Source organism: Parafrankia sp. BMG5.11, assembly GCF_004337455.1.
The window spans coordinates 211,698-230,004 of record NZ_SJXI01000013.1 but is presented as its reverse complement, the minus strand read 5'-3'; the positions used below and the strand labels follow the sequence as shown (position 1 = coordinate 230,004).

At 65.1% G+C, this 18,307-nt stretch carries 21 protein-coding genes; 10 read left to right on the top strand and 11 right to left on the bottom strand.

From position 1 onward, the window contains the following. Positions 1 to 39: 39 nt before the first annotated feature. On the top strand, positions 40 to 2,316 hold the full coding sequence (locus E0504_RS08060) for an NADP-dependent malic enzyme (RefSeq protein WP_207912325.1): 2,277 nt from the start codon (positions 40 to 42) through the stop codon (positions 2,314 to 2,316). A gap of 52 nt (positions 2,317 to 2,368) precedes the next feature. Continuing rightward, the gene (locus tag E0504_RS08055) at positions 2,369 to 2,749 is read left to right on the top strand and encodes a hypothetical protein (RefSeq protein ID WP_131622832.1); all 381 of its coding nucleotides are present in this window, start codon (positions 2,369 to 2,371) and stop codon (positions 2,747 to 2,749) included. Positions 2,750 to 2,803: 54 nt separating this feature from the next. Here E0504_RS08055 and E0504_RS51225 read toward each other — a convergent pair whose 3' ends face one another. The 5 genes from E0504_RS51225 to E0504_RS08030 all read right to left on the bottom strand — a co-directional run bounded on the left by E0504_RS51225 (position 2,804) and on the right by E0504_RS08030 (position 5,274). Then, positions 2,804 to 3,193, bottom strand: a complete 390-nt coding sequence (locus tag E0504_RS51225; RefSeq protein ID WP_207912323.1) for a hypothetical protein — start codon at positions 3,191 to 3,193, stop codon at positions 2,804 to 2,806. Positions 3,194 to 3,385: 192 nt separating this feature from the next. Further along, the gene (locus E0504_RS08045) at positions 3,386 to 3,892 is read right to left on the bottom strand and encodes a PA2169 family four-helix-bundle protein (RefSeq protein ID WP_131622830.1); all 507 of its coding nucleotides are present in this window, start codon (positions 3,890 to 3,892) and stop codon (positions 3,386 to 3,388) included. A 143-nt stretch (positions 3,893 to 4,035) separates the two neighbouring features. Continuing rightward, positions 4,036 to 4,407 (bottom strand): hypothetical protein, encoded by a 372-nt coding sequence (locus E0504_RS08040; protein ID WP_131622828.1) that lies wholly within the window; start codon positions 4,405 to 4,407, stop codon positions 4,036 to 4,038. Positions 4,408 to 4,529: 122 nt separating this feature from the next. Then, positions 4,530 to 4,865 carry a zf-TFIIB domain-containing protein gene (locus E0504_RS08035; RefSeq protein WP_207912321.1) on the bottom strand — a complete coding sequence of 112 codons (336 nt, stop codon included), beginning with the start codon at positions 4,863 to 4,865 and terminating at the stop codon, positions 4,530 to 4,532. A gap of 106 nt (positions 4,866 to 4,971) precedes the next feature. After that, positions 4,972 to 5,274, bottom strand: a complete 303-nt coding sequence (locus tag E0504_RS08030) for a DUF1294 domain-containing protein (protein WP_131622826.1) — start codon at positions 5,272 to 5,274, stop codon at positions 4,972 to 4,974. A gap of 126 nt (positions 5,275 to 5,400) precedes the next feature. Here E0504_RS08030 and E0504_RS08025 point away from each other — a divergent pair, with 126 nt between their 5' ends. Continuing rightward, positions 5,401 to 6,042 (top strand): hypothetical protein, encoded by a 642-nt coding sequence (locus E0504_RS08025; RefSeq protein ID WP_131622824.1) that lies wholly within the window; start codon positions 5,401 to 5,403, stop codon positions 6,040 to 6,042. Positions 6,043 to 6,205: 163 nt separating this feature from the next. Here the strand turns inward: E0504_RS08025 and E0504_RS08020 are convergent, their stop codons facing one another. After that, positions 6,206 to 7,273, bottom strand: coding sequence for a ribonucleotide-diphosphate reductase subunit beta (locus E0504_RS08020; protein WP_131622822.1), 1,068 nt, complete (start codon positions 7,271 to 7,273; stop codon positions 6,206 to 6,208). Positions 7,274 to 7,645: 372 nt separating this feature from the next. Here E0504_RS08020 and E0504_RS08015 point away from each other — a divergent pair, with 372 nt between their 5' ends. Both E0504_RS08015 and E0504_RS08010 read left to right on the top strand, forming a co-directional pair. Continuing rightward, entirely contained in the window at positions 7,646 to 7,954 is a 309-nt protein-coding gene (locus E0504_RS08015) for a hypothetical protein (RefSeq protein ID WP_131622820.1), read from the top strand. Positions 7,955 to 7,964: 10 nt separating this feature from the next. After that, positions 7,965 to 8,234 carry a DUF2171 domain-containing protein gene (locus E0504_RS08010; RefSeq protein WP_131622818.1) on the top strand — a complete coding sequence of 90 codons (270 nt, stop codon included), beginning with the start codon at positions 7,965 to 7,967 and terminating at the stop codon, positions 8,232 to 8,234. A gap of 132 nt (positions 8,235 to 8,366) precedes the next feature. On the opposite strand, the gene E0504_RS08005 is transcribed toward E0504_RS08010, so the two are convergent. After that, entirely contained in the window at positions 8,367 to 10,295 is a 1,929-nt protein-coding gene (locus E0504_RS08005) for a ribonucleoside-diphosphate reductase subunit alpha (RefSeq protein ID WP_373693877.1), read from the bottom strand. Positions 10,296 to 11,160: 865 nt separating this feature from the next. Here E0504_RS08005 and E0504_RS08000 point away from each other — a divergent pair. Continuing rightward, on the top strand, positions 11,161 to 11,637 hold the full coding sequence (locus E0504_RS08000) for a peptidase S14 (RefSeq protein ID WP_131622814.1): 477 nt from the start codon (positions 11,161 to 11,163) through the stop codon (positions 11,635 to 11,637). Between the two features lie 3 nt (positions 11,638 to 11,640). On the opposite strand, the gene E0504_RS07995 is transcribed toward E0504_RS08000, so the two are convergent. The 3 genes from E0504_RS07995 to nadB form a co-directional block, all read right to left on the bottom strand. Further along, positions 11,641 to 12,039: a hypothetical protein gene (locus E0504_RS07995; RefSeq protein ID WP_131622812.1), complete on the bottom strand. Its 399-nt coding sequence runs from the start codon at positions 12,037 to 12,039 to the stop codon at positions 11,641 to 11,643. Between the two features lie 206 nt (positions 12,040 to 12,245). After that, positions 12,246 to 13,133 (bottom strand): alpha/beta fold hydrolase, encoded by an 888-nt coding sequence (locus E0504_RS07990; RefSeq protein WP_131622810.1) that lies wholly within the window; start codon positions 13,131 to 13,133, stop codon positions 12,246 to 12,248. Between the two features lie 12 nt (positions 13,134 to 13,145). Beyond that, positions 13,146 to 14,726 carry an L-aspartate oxidase gene (gene nadB / locus E0504_RS07985; RefSeq protein ID WP_131623076.1) on the bottom strand — a complete coding sequence of 527 codons (1,581 nt, stop codon included), beginning with the start codon at positions 14,724 to 14,726 and terminating at the stop codon, positions 13,146 to 13,148. 158 nt (positions 14,727 to 14,884) lie between these two features. On the opposite strand from nadB, the gene E0504_RS07980 reads away from it, so the two are divergent. Continuing rightward, on the top strand, positions 14,885 to 15,073 hold the full coding sequence (locus E0504_RS07980) for a hypothetical protein (protein WP_131622807.1): 189 nt from the start codon (positions 14,885 to 14,887) through the stop codon (positions 15,071 to 15,073). On the opposite strand, the gene E0504_RS07975 is transcribed toward E0504_RS07980, so the two are convergent. Next, on the bottom strand, positions 15,070 to 16,020 hold the full coding sequence (locus E0504_RS07975; protein WP_131622804.1) for an ABC transporter ATP-binding protein: 951 nt from the start codon (positions 16,018 to 16,020) through the stop codon (positions 15,070 to 15,072). The genes E0504_RS07980 and E0504_RS07975 overlap by 4 nt on opposite strands. 71 nt (positions 16,021 to 16,091) lie before the next feature. Between E0504_RS07975 and E0504_RS07970 the strand changes: the two genes are divergently transcribed. From E0504_RS07970 to E0504_RS07960, 3 genes are all read left to right on the top strand, one after another. After that, positions 16,092 to 16,343, top strand: a complete 252-nt coding sequence (locus E0504_RS07970; protein WP_131622802.1) for a zinc-finger domain-containing protein — start codon at positions 16,092 to 16,094, stop codon at positions 16,341 to 16,343. 32 nt (positions 16,344 to 16,375) lie between these two features. Then, complete coding sequence (gene tldD, locus E0504_RS07965; protein WP_131622799.1) at positions 16,376 to 17,797, top strand: metalloprotease TldD; 1,422 nt, start codon at positions 16,376 to 16,378, stop codon at positions 17,795 to 17,797. A 64-nt stretch (positions 17,798 to 17,861) separates the two neighbouring features. Then, positions 17,862 to 18,257: a hypothetical protein gene (locus E0504_RS07960; RefSeq protein WP_131622797.1), complete on the top strand. Its 396-nt coding sequence runs from the start codon at positions 17,862 to 17,864 to the stop codon at positions 18,255 to 18,257. The last annotated feature ends 50 nt before the right edge of the window (positions 18,258 to 18,307 follow it).

Here is an 18,307-nt window from a genome sequence, read left to right as displayed (position 1 = left end):
GCGGGTGCCCGAGTTCCGTTACGGCGCGGACGAGCGACAATGAAAGGTGCCACCTTGGCCGACGAGAAGCCCACCGCCTTCACCGCGCGCGAGGCGCTGTTCTACCACGAGACGATCCGCCCGGGTAAGATCGAGATCGTCGCGTCGAAGCCGATGGCGACCCAGCGCGACCTCAGTCTGGCATATTCCCCTGGTGTGGCAGCACCCGTGCAGGCGATCGCCGACGATCCGGCGAATGCAGCCAGGTACACCGCGCGATCGAACCTGGTGGCGGTCATCTCCAACGGCACGGCCATCCTGGGCATGGGTAACCTGGGCGCGCTGGCGTCGAAGCCGGTGATGGAAGGCAAGGCGGTGCTGTTCAAGCGCTTCGCCGATGTCGACTCCATCGACATCGAACTCGATACCGAAGACCCCGACAAGTTCATCGAGGCGGTCGCACTGATGGAGCCGACCTTCGGCGGCATCAACCTGGAGGACATCGCCGCCCCCGAATGCTTCATCATCGAGCAGGCCTTGCGCGAACGGATGAACATTCCGGTCATGCACGACGACCAGCACGGCACGGCGATCATCGCCGCCGCCGGCCTGATCAACGCCTGCTACCTGACCGGGCGCGATCTCAAAGACGTACGCATGGTGGTGAACGGCGCCGGCGCGTCCGCGCTTGCTTGCACCGCGCTTATCAAGGCGTTGGGAGTCCCGAGTGATCAGGTGATCGTGTGCGACCGTTCGGGCCCGATCTATCCGGGTCGCGACGGCGTCGATCAATGGAAGAGCGCGCACGCCACGGCGACCGAAGCTCGCAGCCTGGCCGAAGCGCTGGTCGGGGCAGACGTGTTTCTCGGCCTGTCGGCCGCAGGCGCGCTCAAGCCCCAGTGGGTCGAGAAGATGGCCGACCGGCCGATCATCTTCGCCATGGCCAACCCGGATCCCGAGATTCTGCCCGAGGATGCCAAAGCCGTGCGTCCGGACGCGATCATCGCGACCGGGCGGTCGGATTACCCCAATCAGGTCAACAATGTCCTCGGCTTCCCGTTCATCTTCCGCGGCGCGCTCGATGTGCAGGCGACCGCGATCAATGAAGAGATGAAGATCGCCGCCGCCGAAGCGATCGCCAGCCTGGCGCGCGAGCGGGTGCCGGACGAGGTTGCCGCCGCGTACGGGGTGAACCACAAGTTCGGTACCGACTACATCATCCCGGCCCCGTTCGATCCGCGATTGATGGAGGTGGTTTCATCCGCAGTGGCACAAGCGGCGATGGATACCGGCGTTGCCCGGGCCCCGATCACTGACATGGCGGTCTATCGCCAGAGCCTGAAGGCGAGGCTCAACCCGACGACCTCGGTTCTCACGCGGGTGTACGAGAACGCCAAGGCCAATCCCAAACGGGTGGTCTTCGCCGAGGCCGAGGAGGATGTCGTGCTGCGCGCCGCGATCCAGTTCCGCGATTTCGGCTACGGCACCCCGATTCTGGTCGGCCGGACCAAGGCGGTGGTCGACAAGCTGCACATGCTGGGTGCGAGTGATCCCGGAAGTTTCGAGATCCAGAATTCGGCCGACAGTCACCTCGTGCCGCAAATGGTGGATTACCTCTACGAGCGGCTTCAGCGCCGGGGCCGCACGGAGCGCGATGTGCGGCGTCTCGTGAACCAGGAACGCAATGTGTTCGCCGCGCTGTTGGTTGCGCTGGGTCATGGCGATGCGGTGATCACCGGGCTGACCCGCACCTTCGCCCAGAGCATGCGCGAGATCGGCATGGTCCTGAATGCCAAGGAAGGCGCGGTGCCCTTCGGCGTGCATCTGATGATCGGCAAGAGCTACACCGTGTTCCTCGCCGACACGACGATCAACGAACGCCCCAGCGCCCCGCAACTGGCGCAAATCGCGCGCGAAACCGCCGCCGTCGCGCGGCGCCTGGGCCACGAACCCAGGGTCGCTTTCCTCAGCTACTCCACCTTCGGCAACCCCCCGGGACAGTGGCTGGACAATATCCGCGACGCGGTGGCAATCCTCGATGCGGAGCAGCCGGGCTTCGAATACGAAGGCGAAATGGCACCCGACGCCGCGCTCAATCCGAAGGTCATGGCGCTTTATCCGTTCAGCCGCCTGTCGGCGCCGGCCAACGTGCTGATCATGCCCGGTCTGCAATCGGCGAACCTGTCGGCCAAGCTGCTGCGGGAACTTGCCGGGGCAACGACGATCGGACCCATGATGGTGGGCATGGAAAAGCCGGTGCAGATCGCGCCGATGACCGCAATAGCGCCCGATATCCTTACGCTGGCGGTATTGGCGGCGGCGGGCGTGGTCGGCTGATTTATTCGCCGTCTTGAGGCGATCCCTTAACCCTCGTGCGCGAGGGAGGGGAATGGCCAAGCTCAACCGACCCAAGCTCGCGACCCACTATTCCGGCCCCCGCGCCGGGCCGCGCGATTGCGTCAGCCTGGAGGGGCGCTGCCGCGTGGGCGAGGGTGAGGCGACCCGGATCGCGGTGCTGGATCTCGATAGCGGTGGCTGCCGGGCCAAGGGCATCACTGCCGCCGTGACCAAAGTCGATCCACTGCAGCTCTGGCTGGGCGAAATCGGACCGATCGCGGGCCGGCTGCGGTGGGCCAAGCGCGGCAGCGTTGGCATCGCGTTCGACGAACCACTGGACGAGATGACGCTCGCCCGGATCGTGGAAACGGCCGCGCCAGCTCCAGTGGCCGAGGTCATCCCGCTACGGCGGCGCTTGCCGACAGCAGGCTGAAACAGCAACGGCCGCCCCCGACGGGAGCGGCCGTGCCGAAGCTTGCATCAGCGATTATTCGCCGTTTGAGCCGAAGTCAGACTGGCTGCGCTGCGACCGATCGCCTGACGAAGAACGCTCACCGTCGGAGCCGGCATCCCACTCTTCTTGCGAAGCCTGGTCGGCGCGCTGGCTCTCTTCGCCGAAATCACTACCGGCCTGATTTGAACCGCGTTCGCCGGGCTGCTGACCAGACTGCTGGTTCTGCTGCCCCTGCTGGGGAGGCTGCTGGCCGCCGTATCCGGCACCGCCGGACTGCTGCTCCTGCTGATCGGACCGCTGGCTGCCGGACTGCTGGTTTTGCTGTCCGCTCTGCTGCCCGCGACCGTCGCTGCCGCCGGATTGCTGGCCCTGCTGGCCTGATTGCTGGTTCTGCTGACTGTTGTCGTCCCGCTCGTTGTTCATGGCTCTCTCCTGCTCTTATTCTGATGTGTCCGAGTGTGCCGGACATACCAATCGAACGGGCGATGGAGCGGGAAGGTCCGCTGCTTGCGCCAAAAGGTTAACGCCCTGCGCCGGAGCGTTTACGACCTGGCAAAACGAAGGCGGCGCCTCCATCGCTGGAGACGCCGCCCGCAGGTATTCTGATCAGCTCGATCAGGTGATGGCGTGCTTGAGCTGGCTCATCTCGTCATGACCGGCTTTGACCGACTGCCACGCTTCCTCGACCGCGGAACGGGCCTCAACCGGCAAGTCGGCGTTGCGCAGCGCGGTCTCGAACTTCTCTTTCAGATAGTCCTCGCCGCGCTCCACTTCCTTGACGATCGCCTCGTCATCGCGGCCAACAACCGCTTCCTTGAGATTGATCCACCCGCGGTGGATCGCGGCGGTGGTGCTTCCGTCATCTTCCGGGTTTCCGCCGAGGCGAGCGGTCGCCGCCTGCAGCTTGGTCACGGCCTGCTGGCGTTCCTGAGCCCGCGCGTTGAACATCTGGGTATAGCGCTCGTTGGTCGTGTCGGCGGCTGCCTTCTGGTAGCCGTCGACCGAATCGATGAGCGTCGCGGTCAGCGTCTTCAGCACCGTAGTGTCACCGGCATCGTGGCCGTTGTCGTAAAAGTTGCCGCTGCCGCTCTGGCCGGTGCGCGTATAGCTGTCGTTTTCCATCGTCGTGCGATCCTTCTGAACAATTGTTTGGGGGCTTGGTTGATGAAGCGCGCGTCAAGCCGCGTTGTTCCGGCTGGCGTGTCACCGCGCGGCGAGCCGGTGTGGAGGCGCGCCGCGCGGTGCGAAGGGTACGTCCCCCGGCCTTAGGCTCGTGAGCCAGCCTGTTCGTTCTCCACGCTCGTCCCATCGCCGCGACCCGTGCCGAGTTCGGCGTCATTGTTGCTGGCGCCGGGCGCGCGTTGTTCGCGCGACTGGTTCTGCTGCTGCTGCTGCTGCTGCTGTCCGCTAGCGCGGTCCTGGTCCGCGAAGTCACCGTTGGTCCCGGCGCCTTCATTGCCCGCATCCGCAGCACCCGGGACCGATGCGGCGGTGGTGGTGCCGCCCTGCTGGTCCTGAAGCGAGCCCGACTGGCCATCGCCCTGTTCGAACTGCCCGCCGCCCTGGCTGCCGCCCATGCCCACTTGCGCGAACTGGTTGGGGCCTTTGCCGGGAGTCTTTTCGCCTTGATATGGCATGATGTGCGTCCTTTCGTGTCGTGCCCGAGGCTGCGGGCGCATGAGGACAAGGCTTCAGGGCTGAAGGCGGTTCCAATCTTGCGCTGTGGTGCACGACATCGGCTTGCCGGCCACCTGAGCGGTCAGTCGAAGATGTCTTCGAGCCAGCTTTTGCGCTTCTTGTAAGGCTTACCGTACGGCTGCTGGCCATAAGGCTGTGCGTAGTGCTGACCAGTGTGCTGGGTGTGATGCTGGTCATGCGCGGAATACCCCGGCGCGCCGCGCTGCGGCTGCTGAGGCGGTGGGGGAGCGGCATCGGCGGCGCTGCGCTCGATGATCTTGTCGAGTTCCCCCCGGTCCAACCACACGCCGCGGCACTGCGGGCAATAATCGATCTCCACTCCTTGCCGATCGCTCATCGAAAGCGGCACCCGGCAAACCGGGCAGGACATGGCGGCGACTTCGGCTTCGGTGCGCATAGCGTTCCTCTCGCGTTGTTATCACCTACGAGATGGGGGGGTAGCCCGGCGGGATCAAGCAATCCGCCCTGCCGCTGGAAGCGGGGCGACGGCTAAGGCAGGGGCTTCAACCAGTCAGGAACCAAGTCGCGCCGCCGCCGATAGCCGACACCTGCAACACTACGATGGCGAACAGATGGTCGGAGAATGGCTGCTTGCGGGTCTTGTGGCGGAACACATGGCGTCCGGCGTAGGCACCCGGCGTGCCGCCCCAGAACGCCAAGGACAGCAAGGTGCGCTCAGGAATGCGCCGGAGGCCAGCTTCGGCTCGCCGCTTGTCGACCCCGAAGGACGAAAATGCGGCCAGGTTGATCGCCCCCAGCGCAAGAGCGCCGAGGGGCACGAGATAAGGCACGATCGGCGCGTCCATTCGCGCTTTATGGCGTGATGAGCTTGCAAAATGGTTGAGCGTTCCCGACCAACACGCGTGACCAAGGCAACGCACGGGTGTGCAGCGGATTGCAGGGAGTGCGCCGGGGTGCCAAAACTCCGCCCCATGATCCGCTACCTCGCATCGCTGTGCGCCGCCGCTTTGCTCGCCGGGTGCGCCACCACGCCCGCGCCATCCGCTCCCCAAACTGCGTTCTGGAGTGCGCTCGCCAGCCATTGCGGCAAGGCGTATGCCGGGCGCCTGGTGAGCGATGAAGCGCCCGACGCGGCGATGCGCGGGATGGATATGGCGATGCACGTGCGCCGCTGCGAGGACAACCGGATCGAAGTTCCGTTCCACGTTCGCCAGGCTGACGGCAGCTGGGATCGGTCGCGCACCTGGATCTTCACTCGTGCCGGGAATGGGGGCGGGAGCGAGGGCGAGGGCGGCTTGCGCCTCAAGCACGATCACCGGCACCAGGATGGCACCAGTGATGTGCTGACGATGTACGGCGGCGAAACCGCCACCCCGGGTACCGCCCGCGCGCAGGATTTCCCTGTCGATGACGAAAGCATCGCGCTGTTTCGGCGTGAAGACCGCGCGGTATCGGTGACCAATGTCTGGCGAGTGGAGGTTGACGCCGCCGGAACCCCCAACGTTCGCTTCGCCTACCAGCTCGGCCGCGCGGCACCCGACGCGCGGCATTTCCGGGTCGAATTCGACCTCACCCGCCCGATCGCCCCGCCGCCCGCGCCGTGGGGTTGGTGAGGTAAGATTAAAAACTGGTTCGCCGGTTGGGTCTCGAAGTTGATTTATCGCTGAACCCGCTTCCGCCATCGAAACCGAGATTTGAAATCAGCGTGTGCTGCTGGATCTTCCCGGCAATGAGGTGGCGTCAAAAGTCGTAGATCACGGCGACGCGTGTCAGGTGTTACTCCGCCGCCACGGCCCCAGCGTTATCCCCGAACAACCCCGGCTCGCTCGCCAGCTCGGCGACGTCGTTCGCCCCGTCGGCCGCCTTCGCCTTGCGGCGGGAATCGAAGCTCGTCCACACGTCGCCCCAGTTGCCGCGGGTGGCAGCCTTGGAATACTCGGTCGCGCGGGTTTCGAAGAAGTTGGCGTGCTCCACTCCGTTCAGCAGCGGGGCGAGCCAGGGGAGGGGGTGGTCCTCGACCATATAGATCGGCTGGAAGCCCAGCTGCCCCAGCCGCCAATCGGCGATGTAGCGGATGTAGCGCTTGATCTCCTTGGCGCTCATGCCCGGAACCGGACCCGCTTCGAACGCCAGGTCGATGAAGGCGTCTTCCAGCCGCACCGTCTTCTGGCACATGTCCATGATGTCTTCCTTGACCGCCTTGGTCAGGCACTGGCGTTCCTGGGTAAACGCGTGGAACAGGCGGGTGATGCCTTCGCAGTGCAGACTTTCGTCGCGCACGCTCCAGCTGACGATCTGGCCCATGCCCTTCATCTTGTTGAAGCGGGGAAAGTTCATCAGCATGGCGAAGCTGGCGAACAGTTGCAGCCCTTCGGTAAAGCCGCCGAACATCGCCAAAGTGCGGGCGATATCCTCGTCCGTGTCGACCCCGAACTGCGCCAGGTAATCGTGCTTGTCGCGCATTTCCTGGTATTCTAGGAACATGCCGTATTCGCTTTCGGGCATGCCAATGGTGTCGAGCAGGTGGCTGTACGCGGCGATGTGGACCGTCTCCATGTTGGAGAACGCGGTCAGCATCATCTTGACCTCGGTCGGCTTGAACACCCGGCCGTACTTGTCGTGGTAGCAATCCTGCACCTCGATATCGGCCTGGGTGAAGAAGCGGAATATCTGGGTGAGCAGGTTGCGCTCGTGTTCCGACAGCTTTTGCGCCCAGTCGCGGCAATCCTCGCCCAGCGGCACTTCTTCCGGCAGCCAGTGGACCTGCTGCTGGCGCTTCCAGAAGTCATACGCCCACGGATATTCGAAGGGCTTGTAGGTCTTGCGGGCTTCGAGCAACGACATGTTGTGGCTCCGGGGGCTTCTGAGGTGGTCGGGCGTGAGCGGTTAACATAGTCATTTTGGCCGCCGATTCGACAGGTAATCTGAAGATTGATGCGGGGATAACCATCTACTGGAACGCACCCGTGAGGGCGGCGTTAAACGGTTAACGGTCGGCGTGGTTTCGAGCCCACCTGACCGCATGAGGGAAACGCGGCTCGCCTGCTTTCCCCTTTCGCGGGTTGAGTACCGCACCCCTCGCGCTCCCCCGGCCATCCGGGGGAGCGCATTGCATTCGGCCCCGGCTCTCTCCGGCAGAGCGCTTTAAATGTCATTCCGCCATCTCGGGAGCCGAGCGGCGCGGCGCGCGTTGGGCAAGCGAAGGAGAACGAAGTCATGTCCGAACTCGAACCAGACGACTCGCGCGACGTCACCAACACCCAGAACCGCGCTCCCGGTGAACCGCCACGCACCGGCCCGCGCGAAGACCAAGCCCGCGCTGCTGCCGGCCAGCAGACCAGCGAGCAGCGCCAGGACCAGGCAGGCGGCGAACGCGCGATCGAAGGCGACGCCGAAGGGCACCCGGACCGGATGGGCGCGTTTGCCGGCCAGGCAGCCGCAGACCAGTCTGCGGCGCGCGAGCCTGCCGAAAGCGATCGCTGGGCGGACAAAGCCGCCGACAACGCCTCGACCACCGACCAGTAAGGAACATGCTATGACCGACCACAGCAACATTCGCGAACACATGGAAGTCATCGGCGCCGATGGCGTCCACGTCGGCACCGTCGACCGAGTTGAAGGTGATCACATCAAGCTGACGAAGCGCGATTCAGCGGCCGAGATCGAAGGTGCGCAAGGTGGCACACACAGCGGCCATCACCATACGATCCCGCTGGGCCTCGTCGCCGAGGTCGAAGGCGATAAGGTGCGCCTGAGCGCGACCGCCGCCAACGCCGCGAACTTCGTCGAGGAAGCCGGCGAGTAACACGCACGGGCCGGCGCTCCTGCGGGGTGCCGGCTCCCCCGCAGGCGTTCAGTTGACCGACCCGGCCCGCCCGTTACGGGGCCGCCGGCGATAAGTCGCTTCCATTGAAGCGACGCCGCAGTCCCACTACCGTTATTGGCAGGCGAGACACTCGTCGTAGTCGGTGGTCGGCAGTTCGTACTTCGGCGCCTCAGCAGTGTTGTCCGCTTCCACCCCGCCGGCGAATCCGGCGCGTTGGACCGACTTCGACCGCAGGTAATACAGGCTCTTGATGCCGCGCTCCCACGCCTGGAAATGGAGCATCGCCAGGTCCCATTTGTCGACATCAGCCGGGATGAACAGGTTCAGGCTCTGCGCCTGGTCGATGAACGGCGTGCGGTCGGCCGCGAATTCCAACAGCCAGCGCTGATCGATCTCGAAGCTGGTCTTGTAGACCGCCTTTTCCTCAGGCGTCAGGAAGTCGAGGTGCTGGACCGAGCCGGCTTTCTCCAGGATCGAGTTCCACACATTGGTGGAGTTCTTGCTCTTCTTGTCGAGCAGCTTTTCGAGGTACGGGTTCTTCACCACGAAGCTGCCCGACAGCGTCTTGTGGGTATAGATGTTGGCCGGGATCGGCTCGATGCAGGCGCTGGTGCCGCCGCAGATGATCGAAATAGATGCGGTCGGCGCGATCGCCATCTTGCAGCTGAACCGCTCCATCGCGCCGGCGTCGGCCGCATCGGGGCAAGGGCCGCGCTCTTCGGCCAGCACCATGCTCGCTTCTTCGGCCTTGGCGGCGATGTGCTTGAACATTTTCAGGTTCCACACCTTCGCCATCGGGCTTTCGAAGCCGATGTTCTTCATCTGCAGGAACGAGTGGAAGCCCATCACGCCCATGCCGACGCTGCGTTCGCGCATCGCGGAGTACTTGGCCCGCGCCATCTCCTCCGGCGCGCGGTCGATGTAGTCCTGCAGCACGTTGTCGAGGAAACGCATCACATCCTCGATGAACACCTTGTCGCCTTCCCACTGCTCCCATGTTTCCAGGTTGAGTGAGGACAGGCAGCATACCGCAGTCCGATCGTTACCGAGGTGATCGACGCCGGTCGGCAGGGTGATTTCCGAACACAGGTTCGACGTCGAAACCTTCAGCCCCAGCTCGCGGTGGTGGCGCGGCATCGCGCGGTTCACCGTGTCGGAGAACACGATGTACGGCTCCCCGGTGGCGAGGCGGGTTTCGACCAGCTTCTGGAATAGCGAGCGCGCATCGACGGTGGCGCGCACTTCCCCGGTCTTGGGGCTGGTCAGGTTCCATTCGTCACCGGCCCGCACCGCTTCCATGAACGCATCGCTGACCAGCACCCCGTGATGCAGGTTCAGGGCCTTGCGATTGAAGTCGCCGGACGGCTTGCGGATCTCGAGGAACTCCTCGATCTCGGGGTGCGAGACGTCGAGATAGCAGGCCGCGGAACCGCGCCGCAACGAACCTTGGCTGATCGCCAGCGTCAGCGAGTCCATCACGCGGACGAAGGGAATGATGCCGCTGGTCTTGCCATTGAGGCCGACCGGCTCGCCGATCCCACGCACGTTGCCCCAGTAGGTGCCAATCCCGCCGCCCTTGCTGGCGAGCCACACGTTCTCGTTCCAGGTGTTTACGATGCCGTCGAGGCTGTCGCTCACCGAATTGAGATAGCAACTGATCGGCAGCCCGCGATTGGTGCCGCCGTTTGACAGCACCGGGGTGGCCGGCATGAACCACAGCTTCGAAATGTAATCGTACAGGCGCTGCGCGTGATCCTGATCGTCGGCATAGGCATCAGCCACGCGCGCGAACAGATCCTGATAGGTTTCGCCCGGCAGCAGGTAGCGATCGTCCAGCGTTTCCTTGCCGAAATCGGTCAGCAGCGCATCCCGGCTGGCGTCGGTCGCGATGGTGAACCGGCGATCGGCGATCTTCTTGCTGTCGTTGTCGTCCGTTTTGGCCGCAGCCTGCAGCGCCCCGACCATCGCAGAGGCCGCAGCATCGGCGGCTATCCCAGCCACCAGTGCGTCGCTGCCCTTGTCGTGCTTGTCCATCGTCATCGCCGCCTTGCTGGTGGGAGCCGCGTCGGTGCCGGCGGCCGCGTCGACCGAATCGGCAGTCGTTTCATCGAGCCCCATGGCTGCCTCATTCCCAGTCCTGAAATCCATCGCCTGCCCCGCTCGCCGTATGTTGGAAACTTCAGGCACCGGCCCAATGTTCCGTTTGTGTTCGATTCGACGAACGAAGCGTCCGCCTACCATTTCCGGGGGTTCGAAGGGCGAGAAACTTTTCCCCAACTTGTCCCCGGGCAGTCCCGCCGAGAGGCTGCAAGACGCATTGTTCGGTGCAGACGCCATGTGGGGGCGCCGCCGCGAGAAACTAGGTCTTGTGGGTACCCCTCCGGCCCCTACCACTAGATAGTGAATCAACGGGGTCGCGGGCGCAATAGGGTGAAGGACCGGTTTACTCTGTTCGGACCTCAGCAGCCCCGGTGTGTCATTCGACCGTAACGCCGCGACGCGCGGGACTCCGTAGGGTGGCGCGGAGCGCAAGAGCTAAACCGCATTCTCAGAAAAAATTTTTGTCCCCAGCCAGCTTCGAGCGGCAGCGACCGAGGTGACCTCCGCGCAATGTCGCTCTGATAGTGTCCTGCTACCCTTCTTCCGCCAAGTCAGTCGCCCAGACCGGTAAAACTCGCGTTTTATCATCAGCTTAGGAAGATTCCGGCGTGTATTTTCGGGGAACAGAACCGTGATCGGTCTATTTCGCCGGAGCAGCACTCATCAGGGGGCCTATCAAATGGCGCGAGACGATCACCGACAAACAGGCGCACATCACGCGAATGGCGCGCCTAAGGCCACAGCCCCCGCCCACATCTCCCTTGTCGGGTCCGTCGACGAGGTGATGGCGGGGAAGCTGCGAGACATGCTCAATCAGGCCGAAGACGGCGAGGGGCCGCTCATCATCGACATGACCACGCTGGGGGGAGACCCCGAGTTGGCACGGCGCATGATTGCCGAGGTCGACGCGGCGCGGAAACGCTTGAAGAGCCGCCGGCTGGTGTTCGTGGGCAAAACCGTGGTCTATTCGGCCGGCTGTACCTTCATGGCCGCGTTCCCGCCGGAAGATCGTTACCTGACATCCGACACGACGTTGCTGATCCACTGCCGCCAACTTCAGCAGACTATCGAACTCGACGGACCGATCCGGATGCTTCTGCCCAAGCTCGAAGCGATGATCCATCAGCTCGATACGGGCATCGAGCTGGAACGGGACAACTTCCAGCGGTTGATCGACAACACCGATGTGAAGATGGACGAACTGCTCGAGAAGGCGCTCTACAACTGGTATGTCGGCGCCGAGGAAGCCGCCGCGCGCAAGCTGGTGGCGGGTATCGTCTAGCCGCTAGCCTTCAGCCGCGTCTGACAGGCACGCGCGCGGCTCATCAGCCGCTTCCCGGGCCAACGCATTCTGCTGGTCCCCCGGGGCAATACGCGCGGTGACGCACGGCACCGGGAGCAGGCGGACGGCCAGCAGGTACGCGGTTTCCGGCGCCGGATAGGGACGTTCGGCGACCTGGTAGCGGACGATCAACGCGTCAGGCCGGAATTCTCCAGCTGGCGGCGCGCGCCACTCGGCTGCGGAGCCGAACGAGCTGAAGCCGCCACCGCCGATCGCCGCGGTGTCCAGCCGCGTTGCCCGGCCGCCGGGCGCCAACACTTCGAGCGACTGCCGCGCATCGGAGTCGCTGATGCGCAAGCGCCAGCCCGCCGGTCCTTCGCATATCGTTTCGGTGAAGGGCATCTCCTCGCGGCTCGCTCGCGTGACCGGGCAATCCTTGAGCGACGTGTACCGGCTGACGCGCGATGGTGCATCGTCCGCGGCGGTCGTGGCCGATGACGAGACTTGCGGAGAGGCACCCGGGCCCCGCCCCGCCGGTTCAGCGGCCTCCGGCGAGCACCCGGCGAGCATGGCGGCGACCACGACGGGCGATAGCCCAATTCGAAGGCTCACGCCTGCGCCTTAACATGCCCGGCGATGGCGTCGGCGATCTCGTCGACCAGCTCGAGCGGCAGGTCATGGCCCATCCCAGGAATCGTCTTGAGCCGGGAGTCCGCGATATGCGCCGCGGTGTCCTCGCCGCCGGCCAGCGGGACCAGTGGGTCGGCCTCGCCGTGGATCACCAGCGTGGGGGCCTTCACGCTTCGCAAGCGCTCGCGGCGGTCGCCATCGGCGACGATCGCGGCGAACTGGCGGGGCATCCCGGCAGGATAGAAGCTGCGCTTGATCAGTGCGCGCGAGCGTTCGCGCACCGCAGCGGGATCCGCGCGAAAACCAGGGCTGCCGATCGCCTGCGACACCTTCACGCCGTGCTCGACCAGCACGTCCTCATCCATCGATGCGGGACGCTTGGTGAGCGCGGACATCGCCTCCCGGGTAGCCGAGGGCAACTTGCGATGTCCGGTGGTCGACATGATCGAGGTAAGGGTGAGCACGCGTTCAGGATGTGAGAAGGCGATGTGCTGCGCGATCATCCCGCCCATGCTGGCGCCGACGATGTGGGCTTTGGCGATGCCCAGGGCATCGAGCAGCCCGACGCCGTCCCGGGCCATGTCGGCCAGGGTGTACGGCACGCGCGGCGTGAAGCCGAGGCGGCTCAGCAGCATCAGTTTGATCATGCCGGGTGCCTTGGCCCCGTCCATCTTCTGGCTCAGCCCGATGTCGCGATTGTCGTAGCGGATCACGCGAAAGCCGCGCTCCACCAGCGCGTCCACCAGTTCCTGCGGCCACAGGGTCATTTGTGCGCCGAGACCCATCACCAGCAGGATCGGCGGCGCGGCGGGGTCGCCGTGATCGTCGTATTCGATGGTGAGCCCGTTAGCCTGTGCTTGCGCCATTCGTCGCCTCCCTTAAGGTATCAGGACGGTATCGCGCGCCTCCGGCAGCGTCGCCGGATAATCGAGCGTGTAGTGCAATCCGCGGCTCTCGTGGCGCTTCAGCGCGCTGCGCACGATCAGGTCGGCGCACTGGTGGAGGTTCCTCAGTTCGATCAGGTCGGTGGTGACGCGAAAACTGCCATAGTAATCCTCGATCTCCCGGCCTAGCAGGTCGATCCGGTTCTGCGCCCGCTCCAGCCGCTTGGTGGTGCGCACGATGCCGACATAATTCCACATCATCCGGCGGATTTCGGTCCAGTTCTGCTTGATGACCACTTCCTCATCGGAATCGGTCACCCGGCTTTCGTCCCATTCGCGGATCGCTGGCGGGTGATCGAGGGTATCCCACCGCGCCAGGATATCGCTCGCCGCTGCCTCGCCGAACACGAAGCATTCGAGCAGCGAATTGGACGCGAGGCGGTTTGCGCCGTGCAGCCCGCTTTCGGTGCACTCGCCCGCGGCCCACAGCCCCGGCAGGTCGGTGTGCGCGGCAAGATCGATCAGCACCCCGCCGCAGGTATAATGCTGTGCCGGCACCACAGGGATCGGCTCGCGCGTCATGTCGATGCCCAGCGTCAGAAGCTTTTCGTAGATGTTCGGGAAGTGGTGCTTCACGAACTCCGGGCTCTGATGGCTGATGTCGAGGTGGACACAGTCGAGGCCGTCGCGCTTGATCTCGCTGTCGTTGGCGCGGGCGACGATGTCACGCGGCGCCAGCTCCGCACGATCGTCGTAATCGGGCATGTAGCGGTGCCCGGTCCGGGGATTGAGCAGCACCCCGCCTTCGCCGCGGACAGCCTCGGTGATGAGGAAGTTCTTGACCTCGAGATTGTAGAGGCAGGTCGGGTGGAACTGCATCATCTCCATGTTGGAGACGCGGGCGCCCGCCCGCCACGCCATCGCGATCCCGTCGCCGGTTGCGCCCCTTGGCGCGGTGCTGAACTGGTACACCCGCCCCGCGCCGCCCGTCGCCAGGATCGTGGCGCGGGCGACGTGCGCCTCCACCCGCCCGCTCGCCTCGTCGAGCGCGTAGACCCCCCACACCCGGCCCGATCCGGAGAACTGTTCTGCGTTGCGCCCGGTGATGAGGTCTATGCACGCGCGGCCCGGCAGCAGGGTGATGTTGGGATTGGCCTCCGCCGCCCTGAGCAGCGCTTCCTGCACCGCCCAGCCGGTGGCGTCGTTCACGTGCACGATCCGCCGCTGCGAATGCCCGCCCTCGCGGGTCAGGTGCAGTGCGCCGGCTTCCTGGTTGAACGGCACGCCGAGCTCGACCAGCCGGTCGATCGACTGCGGAGCATGCTCGATGACGAATTCGACCGTTTCGCGCCGGTTGAGCCCTGCGCCGGCGATCATGGTGTCGCGGATATGCTCTTCAAACGTATCGCCTGCGTCCAGCACCGCGGCGATCCCGCCTTGTGCCCACGCGGTGCTGCCGCCGGTCAGCGACCCCTTGGCGAGCACCAGCACGCGGCGGCTTTCGGCCAGCGCAAGCGCGGCGGTCAGCCCGGCGGCGCCTGAGCCGATGACGATGACGTCGTGCGAAGCGGTCATGGCTGCGTCATGCCCGCGCGGGGGAGGGGCCGCAAGTGCACGGGGCTTCATCCGATGGCGGCGCAAAATGAACGGTTCGGCGCTAGCCCGTATCGCGGCGCGCGGGTGAGGCTAATCCGGATCGGGCAGGGGATGAGGGACGAGAAGGGTTAGCGAGAATGAAGCTGGCGCATATTTCGTGCGCGTTCGGTCGGCATAGCGTCGATCAGAGCGCGATTCGCCGCGTGCATGGCGGTCATGTGGGCAAATGCAGGACCTGCGCCACGCCGCTGGAAGAAAGTTCGCCGTTCCGGTGGACCAAGCTGCACATCCGCGACGCGGGGCTGGGCGGACGGTTTCTGGGTTAAGGCGCGCTCTGGTCTGGTGCAGAAGTCAGGCTGACGAACACATCTTCGAGGTCAGCTTCGCGGGTGGTCACGTCTTCGATTACGAAGCCCTGGGTCTGCACCAGGCCGAGCACCTGCCCGGCGGTGATGGTGTCCTTGTCATAGGTGATCTCGACCGTCCGGTCGCCCTTCTTCTCGGACTTCTTGAAGGCGGGGTGGACAGGCGGCGCGGCCATGTCGCGATCGACCGTGATCTCGACCACTTTTTCCGCCATCATGCCGACCAGTTCGCGGGTCGGCTTGTCGGTGATCAGTTCACCATGGTTGATGATCGCGATCCGGTCGCACAACTGCTCGGCTTCCTCGAGATAGTGGGTGGTCAGCACCACCGTCACGCCTTCGCGGTTCAGGCGGGTGACCAGTTCCCACAGCTGCCGGCGCAGTTCCACGTCGACGCCGGCGGTCGGTTCGTCCAGCACCAGGATCGGCGGCGCGTGGACCATCGCCTTGGCCACCAGCAGGCGGCGCTTCATTCCGCCTGACAGCGTGCGGGCATAGGCATCGCGCTTGTCCGCCAGACGCACCGCATCCAGCAGCGCTTCGGACTGCCGCTGCGCGCGCGGCACGCCATAGAACCCCGCCTGGTTCTCCAGCACCTCGAACGGAGTGAAGAACGGATCGAACACGATCTCCTGCGGGACGATCCCGATGGAGCGCTTGGCGTTGCGCGGGTGCCGGTCGATGTCGAAACCCCAGATGTCTGCGGTTCCCGACGTCTTCATGACCAATCCGGCGAGGATGTTGATCAGCGTCGATTTGCCCGCCCCGTTGGGGCCGAGAAGGCCGAAAATCTGCCCTTCGGGCACATCGAAGCTGACGCCTTTCAGCGCGAGTTTGCCTTCGTCGCCGTTCACGCCGGCATAGCGCTTGACGAGGTCGCGGATGCGGATCGCAGGTTCGGTGGCCATGACGCGCGGCACTAGGCCCGTTGCCCGCCCCTCGCAATGGCGGTATCGGCGCGTCCCGAAGAGGACTTGGCATGAACATTCCCCCGCCCGAACTGACCCTGGTCGATGACCGCCGCGTAGCCTGCGACGGCGCCGACGCGATCCGCGGCGGGCCCGGCTTTACGCCCACCGCCCTGGGGCATCCGCGCGTGTGGCTGGAAATCGACGAGCATGGCTATGTCGATTGCGGGTATTGCGACCGCCGTTTCGTCCTGCGCGGCGGTCCGGCGGATGGCGCGGCCCAAGCGACCCTCAGCGACATCTCGGAGGGCGCTGCCCTCTAGCGCCAGCCGTTGGACGGGCCCATATCGGGGCCATGACACCTGATCCGCACGCGCTGCTCTACGCTGATGGCAAGCTCACCCCTGATGAGGCGAAGGCGCTTGCCGCCGAGACCTTGCGCGTCTGCGACGACGGCGAACTCTACCTTCAGTTCGCCGCGACCGAAGCATTTGTGTTCGATGACGGCAGGTTGAAGACCGCCAACTATTCGCGCGATGCCGGGTTCGGCCTGCGCGGTGTATCGGGCGAGATGACCGGCTTTGCCCACGCCAACGAGATTTCCGCCGCCGCGATCCGCCGCGCGGGCGAGACGCTGCGGCTGCTCGATCCGGCGAAGGCTGCGCGTCCCGCGCCGCCGGCGCGCAGCAACCGGCATCTCTATACCGACGCCAGCCCGCTCGACGCCGTGCCGTTCGCCGACAAGGTGGCGCTGCTGGAGAAGATCGACGCCGCCGCCCGCGCACGCGATCCGCGCGTGGTGCAAGCGACCGCCAACCTCGCCGCGTCGTGGAGCGTGATCGAGATTGTCCGCCCTGACGGCTTCGTCGCGCGCGACATCCGCCCGCTGGTGCGGCTCAACGTTTCAGTCGTGGCCGAGGCGAACGGCCGGCGGGAGACGGGCAGCTTCGGCATGGGCGGGCGCTATCTCTACGATGCGCTGTTCGACGAGGCGAACTGGTCCCGTGCGATCGACGAAGCGGTTGCGCAGGCGCTGACCAACCTCGACAGCGTGGCGGCGCCCGCCGGCGAGATGACCGTGCTGCTCGGCCCCGGCTGGCCCGGCGTGCTGCTGCACGAGGCGGTCGGCCACGGGCTAGAGGGCGATTTCAACCGCAAGGGCACCAGCGCCTTTTCCGGCCGGATCGGCACGCGCGTGGCCGCTCCGGGCGTGACGATCGTCGACGACGGCAGCATCGTGGACCGGCGCGGCTCGCTGTCGATCGATGACGAAGGCACCCCTACACAGGAAACCGCGCTGATCGAGGATGGCATCCTGAAAGGCTACATGCAGGACCGCCTCAACGCCCGTCTGATGGGCGTGGCCGCAACTGGCAACGGGCGGCGCGAAAGCTATGCCCATGCCCCGATGCCGCGCATGACCAACACCTTCATGCGCGGGGGTAACGACGATCCGGCCGAGCTTTTGAGCCGGGTCAAAAACGGTATCTTCGCAAAGAGCTTCGGCGGGGGGCAGGTAGACATCGTCAGCGGCAAATTCACCTTCAGCTGCACCGAGGCGTACAAGATCGAAAACGGCAAGCTGGGCGCCCCGATCAAGGGCGCGACCTTGATTGGGGATGGCCCAAGCGTGCTCACCAAAGTGCGCGGCATCGGCAACGACATGGCGCTGGACGAAGGCGTCGGGATGTGCGGCAAGGGCGGGCAGAGCCTTCCTGCCGGCGTCGGCCAGCCGACCCTGCTGGTCGAAGGGCTGACCGTTGGCGGCACGGCTTGAGCAAGTCAGCCCCGGTTCAGTCGACACGTGCTATTGGCCGCGTCATACCAAGGAGGTTGTTCGGATGAAGAAGATCGCACTCGCGCTCGCGGCGGCTGCCACCATGGCGCTGGCCGCCGGGCCTTCGACCGCTGGTGAGCGCCTCTCCCGCGATGCCAAGCTGGCCAAGCTGCTCGAAGGTCGGGTCGCCGGTGAGCCGCGCAGCTGCATCAACACTCGGGTCAATCAGAATTCCGAAGTGATCGACGGAACCGCCGTGGTCTATGGCCGCGGTCGGACGATCTGGGTCAATGTGCCGGAGAACGCGCAGGATCTCGACGACAACGATGCGCTGCTGATCCGGCAATTTGGTCCGCAACTGTGCCGGCAGGATATCGTGACGACCTTCAACCCGTTCGGCGGGTTCTACACCGGTAACGTGTTCCTGGGCGATTTCGTCCCCTACACCCGCGTCGACTGACATCACTGGACATCTGCCAGACGGCCGCCCAGTTCTGCTGGGCGGCCGTT